The 12,376-nt window shown below is 58.7% G+C and carries 15 protein-coding genes; 6 read left to right on the top strand and 9 right to left on the bottom strand.

Features of this window, described 5'->3' with window-relative positions:
• Positions 1 to 53 precede the first annotated feature (53 nt).
• Both ACR3EN_RS09680 and trxB read right to left on the bottom strand, forming a co-directional pair.
• Positions 54 to 527, bottom strand: a complete 474-nt coding sequence (locus ACR3EN_RS09680) for an RES family NAD+ phosphorylase (RefSeq protein WP_480823049.1) — start codon at positions 525 to 527, stop codon at positions 54 to 56.
• A gap of 1 nt (position 528) precedes the next feature.
• Positions 529 to 1,470 carry a thioredoxin-disulfide reductase gene (gene trxB / locus ACR3EN_RS09685; RefSeq protein ID WP_480860886.1) on the bottom strand — a complete coding sequence of 314 codons (942 nt, stop codon included), beginning with the start codon at positions 1,468 to 1,470 and terminating at the stop codon, positions 529 to 531.
• Between the two features lie 227 nt (positions 1,471 to 1,697).
• On the opposite strand from trxB, the gene ACR3EN_RS09690 reads away from it, so the two are divergent.
• The gene (locus ACR3EN_RS09690; RefSeq protein WP_480823045.1) at positions 1,698 to 2,198 is read left to right on the top strand and encodes an Lrp/AsnC family transcriptional regulator; all 501 of its coding nucleotides are present in this window, start codon (positions 1,698 to 1,700) and stop codon (positions 2,196 to 2,198) included.
• 118 nt (positions 2,199 to 2,316) lie between these two features.
• Here the strand turns inward: ACR3EN_RS09690 and ACR3EN_RS09695 are convergent, their stop codons facing one another.
• From ACR3EN_RS09695 to lgt, 4 genes are all read right to left on the bottom strand, one after another.
• Positions 2,317 to 3,099 carry a Hint domain-containing protein gene (locus ACR3EN_RS09695; RefSeq protein WP_480823043.1) on the bottom strand — a complete coding sequence of 261 codons (783 nt, stop codon included), beginning with the start codon at positions 3,097 to 3,099 and terminating at the stop codon, positions 2,317 to 2,319.
• A gap of 727 nt (positions 3,100 to 3,826) precedes the next feature.
• The gene (pgeF, locus tag ACR3EN_RS09700) at positions 3,827 to 4,585 is read right to left on the bottom strand and encodes a peptidoglycan editing factor PgeF (protein WP_480823041.1); all 759 of its coding nucleotides are present in this window, start codon (positions 4,583 to 4,585) and stop codon (positions 3,827 to 3,829) included.
• A complete protein-coding gene (locus ACR3EN_RS09705; RefSeq protein WP_480823039.1) occupies positions 4,582 to 5,649 on the bottom strand; it encodes a class I SAM-dependent methyltransferase in 1,068 nt (355 codons plus the stop codon). The genes pgeF and ACR3EN_RS09705 overlap by 4 nt, the downstream gene beginning before the upstream one ends.
• A complete protein-coding gene (gene lgt / locus ACR3EN_RS09710; protein WP_480870603.1) occupies positions 5,646 to 6,530 on the bottom strand; it encodes a prolipoprotein diacylglyceryl transferase in 885 nt (294 codons plus the stop codon). The genes ACR3EN_RS09705 and lgt overlap by 4 nt, the downstream gene beginning before the upstream one ends.
• A gap of 96 nt (positions 6,531 to 6,626) precedes the next feature.
• On the opposite strand from lgt, the gene ACR3EN_RS09715 reads away from it, so the two are divergent.
• From ACR3EN_RS09715 to ACR3EN_RS09730, 4 genes are all read left to right on the top strand, one after another.
• Positions 6,627 to 6,875 (top strand): accessory factor UbiK family protein, encoded by a 249-nt coding sequence (locus tag ACR3EN_RS09715; protein ID WP_480823035.1) that lies wholly within the window; start codon positions 6,627 to 6,629, stop codon positions 6,873 to 6,875.
• Between the two features lie 307 nt (positions 6,876 to 7,182).
• Positions 7,183 to 7,683, top strand: coding sequence for a type III secretion system chaperone family protein (locus ACR3EN_RS09720; protein ID WP_480823033.1), 501 nt, complete (start codon positions 7,183 to 7,185; stop codon positions 7,681 to 7,683).
• Between the two features lie 35 nt (positions 7,684 to 7,718).
• Entirely contained in the window at positions 7,719 to 8,534 is an 816-nt protein-coding gene (proC, locus tag ACR3EN_RS09725) for a pyrroline-5-carboxylate reductase (protein ID WP_480823031.1), read from the top strand.
• Entirely contained in the window at positions 8,527 to 8,865 is a 339-nt protein-coding gene (locus ACR3EN_RS09730; protein WP_480823030.1) for a tRNA-binding protein, read from the top strand. Before proC ends, ACR3EN_RS09730 begins: the two co-directional genes overlap by 8 nt.
• Before the next feature lie 36 nt (positions 8,866 to 8,901).
• On the opposite strand, the gene ACR3EN_RS09735 is transcribed toward ACR3EN_RS09730, so the two are convergent.
• Positions 8,902 to 9,480 (bottom strand): thymidine kinase, encoded by a 579-nt coding sequence (locus ACR3EN_RS09735; protein WP_480823028.1) that lies wholly within the window; start codon positions 9,478 to 9,480, stop codon positions 8,902 to 8,904.
• A 359-nt stretch (positions 9,481 to 9,839) separates the two neighbouring features.
• On the opposite strand from ACR3EN_RS09735, the gene ACR3EN_RS09740 reads away from it, so the two are divergent.
• On the top strand, positions 9,840 to 10,301 hold the full coding sequence (locus tag ACR3EN_RS09740) for a hypothetical protein (RefSeq protein WP_480823026.1): 462 nt from the start codon (positions 9,840 to 9,842) through the stop codon (positions 10,299 to 10,301).
• Positions 10,302 to 10,414: 113 nt separating this feature from the next.
• Here the strand turns inward: ACR3EN_RS09740 and ACR3EN_RS09745 are convergent, their stop codons facing one another.
• Positions 10,415 to 11,080, bottom strand: coding sequence for a hypothetical protein (locus ACR3EN_RS09745; protein ID WP_480823024.1), 666 nt, complete (start codon positions 11,078 to 11,080; stop codon positions 10,415 to 10,417).
• Positions 11,081 to 11,203: 123 nt separating this feature from the next.
• Positions 11,204 to 12,328, bottom strand: a complete 1,125-nt coding sequence (locus tag ACR3EN_RS09750) for a beta-ketoacyl-ACP synthase III (protein ID WP_480823022.1) — start codon at positions 12,326 to 12,328, stop codon at positions 11,204 to 11,206.
• Positions 12,329 to 12,376: the final 48 nt, after the last annotated feature.

The raw sequence follows: 12,376 nt of genomic DNA on the forward strand, positions 1-12,376 counted from the left end.
TCACCCGTTTTTCGCTTTGCCTCAGGTGATCCTGATATGCCGCCGCGTCGCGGTCAAGACGTGGGCGCCCCATCATGCGGGCGCCAGAGCTGAGCGTTGCCCAACGGCGCGATCAGGCGGCGGTGGACCTTGAACAAGACCAGATGGCTAAGGTCCGGTCGCGATCGCGAACTGTAAAGCAAACCGTCTGCGCCTTCGGCCCGCGCCAGATCAGAATATTGCCATGTTGGCGCGGGATCACCGCGCTCTCGTGTGTCCTGCCACACAACCGAGACATCGGGCTGCCCGCGGAAATCCATCATCTGCGCGCCGTTGACCTGAAAGTGTTGCAGAACGCGCGGCGGATCATCGGATGATATGTACCGCCGGATGGCGATCCCGGCCCCTTCGACGCTGAGCGAGGCATAAAGAGCGAATTGTCCCGAATGATGAAACCGGCCTTCGGGCGCGCGCGCACGGCATAGTGGGCTGTCCGATTGCGATCGGAACAGAATTCTCCAGACCGGACCGGAGAATTCTGTGATCATATCAATCGTTCTCGGCCAGGAAGCGTTCGGCATCCAGTGCGGCCATACAGCCCATGCCCGCGCTGGTCACAGCCTGTCGGTAGACATGGTCGGTCAGGTCCCCGGCGGCAAACACGCCCGGGATCGAGGTCTGCGTGGTGCCCGGTTTGGTGACCACATAGCCGCCCATATGGGTTTCCAGCGTGTCCTTGACCAATTCGTTGGCGGGGGCATGACCGATTGCGACGAAGACACCTTTGCAAGGAATTTCAGTGATTTCACCGGTCTTCACGTTCTTGACGCGTACAGCTTCCACACCCAGTGGCGCATCGGTTCCGACGACTTCCTCCAGTTGATGGAACCAGAGCGGCTCGATTTTCTCATTTTTGAACAGCCGGTCCTGCAGGATCTTCTCGGCGCGCAGTTCGTCGCGACGGTGGATCAGAGTGACCTTGCTGGCGAAATTGGTCAGAAACAGGGCTTCTTCGACTGCGGTGTTGCCGCCGCCGATGACTACGATTTCCTGTCCGCGATAGAAGAACCCGTCGCAGGTGGCGCAGGCAGAGACACCAAAGCCCTTGAATTTCTCTTCGGACGGCAGGCCCAACCACTTGGCACGCGCCCCGGTGGCCAGAATGACGGCATCGGCGGTATAAACCGTGCCGCTGTCACCCTTTGCAGTGAAGGGGCGCTGGCTGAGGTCCAAATCGCTGATGATATCGCCGATTACTTCGCAACCCATCGCCTTGGCGTGGTCCTGCATCCTGACCATCAGGTCGGGGCCCTGCACTTCGGTGTCACCGGGCCAGTTCTCAACCTCGGTCGTGGTGGTCAGCTGCCCGCCCGGTTCGATCCCCTGCACCAGAATCGGCTCTAGCATGGCGCGGCTGGCATAGACGCCCGCAGTGTATCCGGCAGGTCCCGATCCGATGATCAGAACCTTGGTGTGTCGTGTTTCGGCCATGGTATCCCCACTCAATTTGCCCTTCTGGACAATTGTCCAGTGCGGTTCGATATAACGACCCGTTGTCTGCGCTTAAAGCCCCTTCCTGTTGCATACCCGATTTGCACCGGCACTGTGCTGGGCTTGGAAAAACCTATATGTGAAATAAAGAATATTGCGCGGTTGTGAAATATAATTGCGCCCGTCACACCTGCTGCTATAACAACTGAAAACTTCAGGAGCATTAAATGGTCACGACTCGGCTGGATGAAATCGACCGCAAGATTCTGGCGGAACTGCAGGCCGATGGCCGGATGACCAATGTCGAGCTTGCCAAACGCGTCGGAATTTCTGCGCCACCCTGTCTGCGCCGTGTCCGCACGCTTGAGGATTCGGGATATATCCGCGGCTACCACGCCGAGGTCAACGCCCGCGAATTGGGATTTGAGGTTCAGGTTTTTGCCATGGTCGGGCTGGAAAGCCAGGCTGAATCCGAACTCAGCGCCTTCGAGGACCGTTGCCGCGACTGGCCGTTGGTCCGCGAATGCCACATGCTGAACGGCGAAGTGGATTTTATCCTCAAATGCGTCTCACCCGACCTCAGCAGCTTTCAACAGTTCCTGACGGGCGAGCTGCTGACCACGCCGAACGTGGCCAGCGTCAAGACCTCGCTTGTTATCCGAGGCGCAAAAGACGAGCCAGGCGTACCATTTGACGTGCTGGAAGACCGGATGAACCGGACGGCCTGAGCCTGACATTGCCTTGATTGGTTGCGCAGGGCGGCAAAAGGGCCGCCACGGCCATATAACAGATCCAACTTAGTAATAGCTGCATGATGCCCCCACACTTGCAGTACTCGTTAACATTTTACGCAGTCAGCGCATCGATTTCGCCATCTCCGGCACGCGGCAACAGCAGCGGTCCGAAGTCACTGAGCGATTCTATATGTGAGAATAGATTCAGATAGACCGAACGCAAAGAGTGACTGATCATTCGCACCGCATTTGCGCCCGGATGATAGGTCTCGAACTGCAGACCATCGACGCGAATGACCGAATGGCGCGCGACACAGATGTGAAACAGCTCTACCGGAGTGGGCGGCAGGGTTTCGATGACACCCGTGCCGTCCTGAAACTCGTGGACAGGTGTCAGCATCGGTTGCCCACCATTCAGGTGCCGCAAATGGGCAGGCGTATGCAGCAGGCGCGCTGCGGGCCCGGCGATCACGCCGGACATTGGCTTTTGCATACCAAAGGTATCGGCCATGATCCGGGTCAGCGGGCGGGTACGTCCCCGCGAATCTTCGCGCCCGGGGATCAGTGTGACCGACCCTTTCCATAGAACCGTCTCGGACCCGCCGTCCTGCGTCAGAACCTCATCGCCGGGCAGCAGGTCTTCGATCGCCATTGGGCCTTGGGGCGTTTCCACCAAAGAGCCGCGCGTGAATGCGCAAAAGGCGTCTTCGAACATCGGCAAAGCCGGGGCGATATGACGGGTCTGCGAAACATCCCCGTTTTTCAGCAAAGAGCTGACCTCATAGCGCCGCAGCTGCGCCTTGGGTGTAGTTGTCGGACGCGGTGTATCGCGCAGCAGTGCAGATGTACCGACCGCGTTTCTGGCCGCGCGGGCCAGCGAATTTGGAATACTCATGTATATTCCGTCCCCTCTAAAATTCGCCCTGACGGGTTGAACCCCCGTGCAGTCCCGCAGGACGACCTTGTTCTTTGTCTTTAATCAAAAGGGCAAACGCAGACTGGACGTCGCAAAAGCACCGCGCCGCGTTAGAAAATAACAGTATCTTGGCCAAGTACATGACCCCCCAGACAAACTCGTAAATCGCAGGCATCAATTGCCTGCGCAGACACAACTCCGAAACCATGGTCGCAAATCCCATCTACGACCGCACATACCGGACCGGAGTCCCCCCGATATGCGCTATGCCCGTGAGGCCGGCAGCTGGCCTCGTGGGGTGCTTATGTCAGCGACGTGCGGCCAGACGGCGCGCGACTCTGACAGAGTGACTTGAAACCCGCTTCCAGGGCATTTCCAGTTCCTGGTCTTTGACAGCCGCAAAAACGGCGTTGAGAAAGCGTGATTTCGATTTCATTTTTTGTCCTGCTTCGATGGAGCAAACCGCCCCGGTTTCCGTTTATGAACCCAATGTGACGCTGATTTGCGGCACTCATAAGGCTGCACCGGGATGAATTGAGGACAAAATGAAGGTTTCAAGTACCTCTTTTTTCGCGTTCCCAGCGCTCACTTGCCCCGATTCCGGGTAACCGTCTGAGCACTGGCTAAAATTTGTGACGATTCTGCCTTAGATAAACACAAAGAATGTGGCGAAAGCTGGGCAGTTTTGCCTTATTTGGCGTCAGAGTTACAATCTGATCGCGGAAATGAGGCGGCCATAATCGGCCTCATTGGCGTGGGTCGCGCGCCGATAGGAATAAAAGCGGTCGGGATCGGAATATGTGCAATGTCGCGTCCATTCTGCCTGTCCGACGCCAGCTTGCCTGAGGCGGTGCAGGCCAAAGGCGGGCAGGTCAAACAGCATCCGATCCCCCCGTCCATTTGCAAAGAAACGTGTGTTTTCTGGTGCGCCAGCGACGAAGTCATCCAGAAACTCGGGGCCCACCTCATAGGCGCGCTGCGAGATCGTTGGGCCAATCACCGCGATCGTGTTTTCCCGTTTCGCGCCAAGCGCTTCCATTGCGTCCAGCGTCGCCTCAAGCACGCCGTCCAAAGCACCGCGCCATCCGGCATGGGCTGCGCCGATCACCTTTGCGTCAGGATCGGCGAACAAAACCGGTTGGCAATCGGCCGTCAGAACCGTCAGGGCCAGGCCCGGTGTCGCACTGACCACGGCATCGGCTTTGGGCTTGTCGCCTGAAATAGGACCGTCGACGGTTATCACGGTTGGCGAATGCACCTGATGTACCCCGATCATGGCCTCTGGGGCGACTTTCATCGCGTCGGCGACACGCTTGCGGTTCAGGGCAACGACCTCGGCCAGGTCAGAAGAGCCGGTGCCACAATTCAGGCCGCTGAAGATGCCCGACGATGCGCCGCCGCGGCGGCTGAAAAACCCGTGCTGTATCGGCGACAATGTGTCTGAAGTCAGAATTTCCAGCGTCATGGTTCCAGTCCCGGTGGCGGCGTGGCGTGGGGTGGGTAGAGGCCCAGCACTTTGAACAGGTTTCCCATTTCATCGGGATGCGTCAACCGCCGATGTGCTGCGATCAGCGTCTCAAGCTGAGCACCGCTCAGCGATGTCGCGAGTGACTGAGCGCGCGCAGTGATCCCAAGCCGTTCAAGAAACATTCCCTGCGGTGTGAGTTTGGTATGTGCGCAGCCGGCGGCGTGGGCGGCCAGAGCCAGGGGTTCGAAATCGACATGCGCTGTCAGGTCCGCCTGTCCGGGCGCATCAAGCGGCGCGACCGTTTTATGAGCGCGAACCGCCTGCAGCGTATCGCCAAGTGATCGCCAGTCTCCATAGTCGATGATCAGCGCGGCACCGCCATTGCGGGCGATCTGCGCAGATATATGGCTGAGAATGGGGATGGCGGCGGCACAGTGTTCTACCAGGTCGCCGTCATTTGTGTCGGTCAGGCGATGGCCCAACGCGCTTTGCGCGGCGCGCGGGCCGAGGCCGAAAGACAGCGTATCGTCATCGCGCCCGACCAAGCGCTCGCGCCAGCCCGTCCCGTCGCGCAGGAACTGACGAATGGGCAGAGCGTCGAAGAATTCATTCGCGATCAGAAATATCGGAAGATCCGGAACGGCGTCGATGCGGTCGACCCACTGCGGTTCATATGCACCTAGCGTCGCCGCCTGAATCTCACGCAAGGCCGAAGACGCTTCGAGCAATGTGATCTGTGCCGCATCATGGAAGCCCGGGACCTGACGGGTCGCGCGCAAGATATCCGCCATCAGGGTGCCACGTCCCGGGCCAAGCTCAGTCAGCGCAAATCTGTTGGGCTGCCCCTGATCGATCCAGCTTTGTGCAAGAGACAGGCCGATCACCTCACCGAACATCTGGCTGATTTCCGGGGCGGTGACGAAATCGCCCTGCGCGCCGAAAGGGTCCTGTGTGCTGTAATAGCCGTGAACCGGATGCAGCAGGCAATCAGCCATGTAGTCGGCGACGCTTATCGGGCCATCGTTCTCGATGCGTGCCAGAAGGTGGTCTTTGAGATTCATGCTGTGCGCCGTGCGCGCAAGGCGAACCAAAGACCAATCGCGATCATCGGCAGACACAGCAATTGCCCCATGGTCAGGCCATACCCTCCGACATGCCAGGCCAGACCCAACGGGTTTCCGGGCGCAACGAATTGTGCATCTGGCTGGCGGAAGAATTCAACGAAAAAGCGCGCTGCGCCGTAGCCGGCCAGAAAGATGCCCATGACCAGACCGGGCCGACTGAATGCGCCGCGCCGATAGACCAGCCCTATCAGTGCGAGCCCCAGCACCAGCCCCTCAAGCAGGGCTTCGTATAGCTGCGAGGGATGCCGCGCGCACAGCCCGATCACATCAGGGCAGTCCTGCGCTGCCGCGCCCGGAAAGATCACGGCCCATGGCAGGTCCGAGGGGCGGCCCCAAAGCTCGGCATTGGTAAAGTTGGCCAGCCGCCCCAGCAGCAGGCCGGGGGGGACGGTATGGGCCACCAGATCCGCGAGCGAAAGCAGGGGGATTTGGTGCCGTCTGCCGTACAGATATGTGGCGATGATCACGCCCAACAGCCCACCATGGAAGGCCATGCCGCCCTGCCAGACCATCAGAATCTCAACCGGATGCGCCAGATAATAGGCCGGCTGGTAGAACAGAACAAAGCCAAGCCGCCCGCCCAGAATCACGCCGATAATGATCCAGGTGACCAGATCCTCAAGCTGTTCCGGCTGCATCGGAGGGGTTTGGCTGGGCCAGAGCGCCGTTCTGCGCAGCGCCACCACTGCCATGCGCCACGCGATCACAATGCCCGCAATATAGGCCAGGGCATACCACCGCAGCGCGAAATCCATCCCGAACAAAGAGATCGAGAACAGCTCGGGAGACAGATCGGGAAAATTCAGAACAGCCTGCATGTGCGTCTCATTGCCCGGGGTTTGCGGGGCAAGTCAACCTTGAGCCCGCGCTATTCTTTACCCATATAGAGAGCAATTGCGAAATCGGAGAAAGCCATGCAGACCCGCAACAAGATTCTGGACGATATGTCTCAACTGATGACCAACGCCATGGGCGTGGCCCAGGGCGCGCGGGAAGAGGCTGAGAACGCGATGAAGTCGATGATGGATCGTTGGCTGGCGGATCGCGATCTTGTCACGCGGGAAGAGTTCGACGCCGTTCGTACGATGGCGCAGAAAGCACGCGAGGAAAACGCGGCGCTGGAACAACGCATCGCCGCGCTTGAGGCAAAGCTGGACAAGTAAGTCCCATTCAGAATTTCGGGTGAAGAAATTGATCGCGCAATCCGGCATGGGTTGCGCGATGCCGTGCATCATGCCGCTTGGCAGAATTTAATCAAGTCAAAGCTGCGCAACACGCCAATATTTTGATCGGCGTTGCCAACTGTCCACAACTTATTGCTGTTATCCCCAAAAATGGGGGTTGTCAGAGTCTCAGCCACATCGCACCATATTTAGTACAGACAGACTGGGGAAGCCCGGCTTGTAGAGCAGGCAACTAGCGCTGGGGCGCTGCCAGCCCCAAAATGCTAGAGATTAGTGAGGTGGCATTATGGCCCTTTCCGAGCAGTATCTCGAAGAAGACCTTCATCCGATCGACATTGTTGAACATCTTGCCGAACATCACGACTGGGATTTTGACCGGATCGGGGATGATCAGATTGCCATGGCCGTTGAAGGCCAGTGGCGCACCTATTCAATTACACTGGCTTGGTCCAACTATGACGAAACGCTGCGCATGGTCTGTTCCTTCGAGATGGAACCACCGGCCGAGCGTGAAACCGAGCTGTATGAGCTGCTGAACAAGATGAACGATCAGTGCTGGGCCGGGGCGTTCACATACTGGGCCAATCAGAAACTGATGGTGTATCGCTATGGTCTGGTGCTGGCGGGCGGCCAAATGGCCAGCCCCGAACAAATCGACACCATGATCAACGCCGCCGTGCTGAGCGCCGAGCGCTACTATCCCGCGATCCAGCTGGTCACTTGGGGCAACCGCAGCCCGGAAGAGGCGATGCAAGTCGCCATTGCAGAGGCCTATGGCCGCGCGTAAAGCTTTGCCCCAAACCAAATAGGGGAGGGGCAATCATGGATATCTCGCGTGTCGCGGAACAGGGCCTTGTGCTTTTGGGATGCGGCAAGATGGGCTCGGCCATGCTGGCTGGCTGGCTGGACCATGGTCTGCCTGCAGCGTCGGTCTGGGTTATTGATCCCTATCCCTCGGATTGGTTGAAGGCGCAGGGTGTCAACATCAACACAGCCCTGCCCGAATCCCCCGCGGTGGTTCTGGTGGCCGTTAAGCCGCAGATGATGGGTGAAGCCCTGCCTGCCATTCAGGCGCTGGGAGGGGGTCGTAGTCTGTTCATATCCGTCGCGGCGGGCACCTCTCTGGCTACATTTGAAGATGTGCTGGGCGCAGAGACCCCCATCATTCGCGCCATGCCGAACACACCAGCGGCAGTGCGGCAAGGAATCACGGCGCTGGTCGGGAACGCCAAAGCCTCCGACGAGGATGTTGTTCTGGCCGAGGGCCTGCTGTCGGCCATTGGCGAAACGGTGCGTCTGAAGGATGAAGCGCAGATGGATGCGGTCACCGGGGTCAGTGGCTCGGGTCCGGCGTATGTGTTTCATCTGATCGAAACACTGGCACAAGCGGGTGAGGCCCAGGGTTTGCCGCATGATCTGGCGATGAAACTGGCCAAATCGACGGTTGCCGGGGCAGGGGCGCTGGCGCTGGCGGCAGAAGAAGACCCCGCACAATTGCGGGTCAACGTGACGTCACCCAACGGGACCACACAAGCTGCGCTTGAGGTGTTGATGCACGAAGACACCGGTTTCCCCGACCTGCTGCGCCGCGCCGTGGGGGCTGCAACCAATCGTTCCAAGGAGTTGTCTCGTGAGTGAGATTTCGTTCGATGATTTTCTGAAGGTCGACATCCGCGTGGGCGAGGTCACCCGTGCCGAGCCCTATCCCGAGGCGCGCAAACCCGCGATCAAGATGTGGATCGATTTCGGCGACGAGATCGGAGAGCGTAAAACCTCGGCCCAGATCACCGCGCATTATGATCCATCCAATCTGATCGGTAAGCAGGTGATGGCCGTTGTGAATTTCCCGCCGCGTCAGATCGGTAAGTTCATGTCCGAAGTTCTGGTTCTGGGTCTGCCGGACGAAAACGGTGAGATCGTGTTGATCGGCCCGGATGGCAAAGTGCCCGTCGGTGGGCGGATGCACTGAAAAAGCCGCTGATCCGGGATCTGTTTCGCGTCCCGGTCACAAGCCCATCGCCTTGCGCCAGTGTTTACGACACAGTGAAACATAGGTTTCATTTCCGCCAATCTGGACCTGCGCACCTTCTGTGATGGTGGTGCCGTTGTCGTCCTGACGAATCACCATGGTTGCCTTGCGTCCACACTTGCAGATGGTGCGGACTTCGCGCATTTCATCGGCCAGCGCCAACAGAGCCGCAGAGCCTGGAAACAGCCTACCCTGAAAATCCACCCGCAATCCGTAGGCCAGAACTGGGACCTTCAGATCATCCACCGCGCGGGCCAGTTGCCAGACCTGTTCGTCCGAAAGGAATTGCGCCTCATCCACAAAAACGCAGGCAATCGCGCCTTGGTTCATCCGGCTCTCGATCATGGAAAAGACGTTGTCGTCAGGGCGGAATGTATCGGCCTGTTCCGATATCCCGATCCGCGACGCAATGCGCCCCTTGCCCGCGCGTCCGTCGACCGCTGCGGTCATCAGATAGGTCTGCATGCCGCGTTCACGATAGTTGTGCGAAGCCTGCAGCAACACGGTCGATTTACCGGCGTTCATGGTGGAATAGTTAAAGTAGAGCTTTGCCATAGCGTACGGTCTAATTGCGGCATTCCGCCGGGACAAGCCCGCCTATGTGCAATTCAAAGCGACGCCGCCATTGCAGCTGCCGAGGTCGAGCAGATGCTCTTGGGGATGGAGAACCCCGCGCCCTCAACAGCGGCGTCGTCGGCCTACATGCGGCCTTAACACGCAAGGCGAATAATCTTGCCCTGCTTTTACTCATTACCGGCACGAACGGCCGCCACTCACTCACAAAATCCCTGCATATCTGAGGGATAGTCAATTAATGGCATTTCAATTATGACTCGAATATGGGAAATTTCCCTACCCTTTCCCCCGGCACGGACAGGCAGGGGGGCAGGAGCGCAGGTAACAAGGGTAGCAAAATGGCAGATATCGGGGCCTATCTGAAAAAGCATACCGAGGCATTGGTTAAAGATGTCGGAATCGAAGCGGCGTGTGAGATCACTGGAAAGTCCAAAGCGACGCTGGGTCGATACTATTCTGACAATCCTGAGCACGCGGATCGGTTCATGCCCGTTGACGCGGTCGCCCGGCTGGAAGAAGCAGCCTCTTACCCGCATGTGACAGCTGCGCTTGCGGATCTCAAGAACATCACCCTGTCTTATGATGGGCGCAATTCAAACAGCCCGCGCACGGGTGGAGTGAACTCGGACGTGATCGCGCTCAGCCAGAGGTTCGCGATGCTGATGACAGAGTATCAGTCGGCGATCGAAGACGGGATCATCACGGTTAACGAAGCCAAGCGCCTGCTGAAAGAAACCAGCCTGCTGCAACAGGTTTTGATTGAGATGAAGCTGCATCTGGAAGAAGAAAGCGTCAGCTGACAGCTGGACACTTTCTTTAAGGCCAGAACAGAACCCGGCATTCAAAGCGTTACGCCATTGACGCCTCTGGCACGCCCAAGATCCACCGCCTGCGGACCGCTATCGCTGCTGGCTTAGCGTTTTCCTTTACCGCTGCCTTTTCCACCCTTGTCTCCGCCGTGGCCACCTTTGCCACCCTTGTCGCTACCGTGGCCGCCCTTGCCGCCACCTTTTCCGCCCTTGTCGCCTCCGTGGCCGCCTTTGCCGCCGCCTTTGCCACCCTTGTCTCCGCCTTTGCCGCCACCCTTGCCGGGTTTGTCGCCACCTTTGCCCGGCGTCTCACCGCCGTTGCCGGGGTTTCCGCCGCCATCTCCGGGCGTGTCACCGTTTCCGGGGGCACCGCCCCCGCCCGAACCGCCGCCGGTGCCACCATTGGTGCCCCCTCCGCCGCCCGAAGTTGATGCGCCGCCCGGTCCGTCGCTGTTGCGATCCTCACCTGCATTTGCGGCGGCGATTGACGCGGTCGGCAGGTCCGTCAGCAATGCCGTCAATCCAAGGCATTGTTGCGAGGTGTTTTGCAGCACCGTCTCAAAATCCGAACGCTTCTGTAAATAAGACACAAATCCGGGCGTTACATGTGAACATCCGCATAGCGCGCCATAGTCACCGGCATTTGCTGCAGCACGTGCGATGTTGACGGTACAAACCTGCGGCTCGCTCGCAGCGGCACTGGTCGCCATGATGCCGATAAACGGCACCGTAACCAAAGTCGCAAGTCCAACGCGGTTGGTTCGTTGCATAACGGGGTGCTCCTTTCGCTCTATCACCTGAATGCGCCGGGCATCCGAATGGGATGTGTGCGCGTCACGTGAAGGAGCGGTTGCGCCCGCGTTAAGAAATCTTGAACAAGCCCGAACCGAGCCTCAGCCGTGTCGTTTCACGATGACCGAGCCGACTGAATAGCCCGCACCGAACGAGCAGATCAGGCCGATATCGCCATCACTCAGGTCATCCGAGTGTTTGGAGAATGCAATGATCGATCCCGCCGAGGACGTGTTGGCATAGTCCTGCAGAATGTTGGGCTGTTCACCCGGCTCGGGTTCGCGGCCCAGAACCTTTTTGCCGATGAAGTCGTTCATGGTCTTGTTGGCCTGATGCAGCCACAGGCGCTTGAGATCGCTGCTGGCCACGCCCTCGGCGTCCATATGGTCGCTGATATGCTTGCTGACCATCGGTAGAACTTCTTTGAACACCTTGCGCCCGTTTTGCATGAATTGCATGTCGCGGCGATCCACCAGACCATCGGGGCGCGAGCGGCGCAGAAAACCGTTGTTGTTGCGGATGTTGTTGGAAAAAGCGGTGGCGCAGCGGGTCGACAGGATCTCGAAATGCGGTCCTTTGACGTCGTCCAGACGCTCGATCAGGGTGGCCGTCGCAACATCGCCGAAGATGAAATGACAATCGCGGTCACGCCATTCCAGATGGCCCGAGCAGATCTCGGGGTTAACCACTAATGCTGCCCTGACCGAGCCCGAGCGCACCATATCCGCCGCCGCCTGAATACCAAACGTGGCCGAAGAACAGGCCACGTTCATGTCAAACCCAAACCCCCCGATTCCCAAGGCCTGTTGAATCTCGATAGCAATCGCCGGATAGGCACGTTCGTGGTTCGAGGCGGCACAGATCACAAGATCGACATCCTCTGCGCTGCGCCCGGCTTGCGCCAGCGCTTTGCGGCAGGCATCCACCGCCATCTCGGTCATGATCCCGGGTTCGTCATCACTGCGCTGGCGTAGCGACGGGTGCATGATCTCTGGGTCCAGCACGCCGGTCTTGTCCATCACGAACCGGTTCTCGATCCCTGATGCTTTGAGGATGAACTCTTCCGATGAATGCTGCATCGGTTCCATCTCTCCCGCTGCAATCGCCTCGGCATTCTGTGCGTTTATCCGATCGGCATAGGCGTTGAACGCCTCGACCAGTTCGGCATTGGTGATGACATTTTCGGGCGTATAAACACCGGTTCCGGTGATTGCAGGAGTGTACATGGCGGGTCCTGAGTTCATGATCTGCACAAAATGCAGTCACTGCAGGCT

It is taken from the genome of Ruegeria sp. G7 (assembly GCF_056535465.1).

Bases quoted from the DNA above. Each gene is read 5' to 3' on its own strand.
- ACR3EN_RS09680 (WP_480823049.1), bottom strand. From the start codon at position 527: ATGATCACAGAATTCTCCGGTCCGGTCTGGAGAATTCTGTTCCGATCG.
- trxB (WP_480860886.1), bottom strand. From the start codon at position 1,470: ATGGCCGAAACACGACACACCAAGGTTCTGATCATCGGATCGGGACCT.
- ACR3EN_RS09690 (WP_480823045.1), top strand. From the start codon at position 1,698: ATGGTCACGACTCGGCTGGATGAAATCGACCGCAAGATTCTGGCGGAA.
- ACR3EN_RS09695 (WP_480823043.1), bottom strand. From the start codon at position 3,099: ATGAGTATTCCAAATTCGCTGGCCCGCGCGGCCAGAAACGCGGTCGGT.
- pgeF (WP_480823041.1), bottom strand. From the start codon at position 4,585: ATGACGCTGGAAATTCTGACTTCAGACACATTGTCGCCGATACAGCAC.
- ACR3EN_RS09705 (WP_480823039.1), bottom strand. From the start codon at position 5,649: ATGAATCTCAAAGACCACCTTCTGGCACGCATCGAGAACGATGGCCCG.
- lgt (WP_480870603.1), bottom strand. From the start codon at position 6,530: ATGCAGGCTGTTCTGAATTTTCCCGATCTGTCTCCCGAGCTGTTCTCG.
- ACR3EN_RS09715 (WP_480823035.1), top strand. From the start codon at position 6,627: ATGCAGACCCGCAACAAGATTCTGGACGATATGTCTCAACTGATGACC.
- ACR3EN_RS09720 (WP_480823033.1), top strand. From the start codon at position 7,183: ATGGCCCTTTCCGAGCAGTATCTCGAAGAAGACCTTCATCCGATCGAC.
- proC (WP_480823031.1), top strand. From the start codon at position 7,719: ATGGATATCTCGCGTGTCGCGGAACAGGGCCTTGTGCTTTTGGGATGC.
- ACR3EN_RS09735 (WP_480823028.1), bottom strand. From the start codon at position 9,480: ATGGCAAAGCTCTACTTTAACTATTCCACCATGAACGCCGGTAAATCG.
- ACR3EN_RS09740 (WP_480823026.1), top strand. From the start codon at position 9,840: ATGGCAGATATCGGGGCCTATCTGAAAAAGCATACCGAGGCATTGGTT.
- ACR3EN_RS09745 (WP_480823024.1), bottom strand. From the start codon at position 11,080: ATGCAACGAACCAACCGCGTTGGACTTGCGACTTTGGTTACGGTGCCG.
- ACR3EN_RS09750 (WP_480823022.1), bottom strand. From the start codon at position 12,328: ATGTACACTCCTGCAATCACCGGAACCGGTGTTTATACGCCCGAAAAT.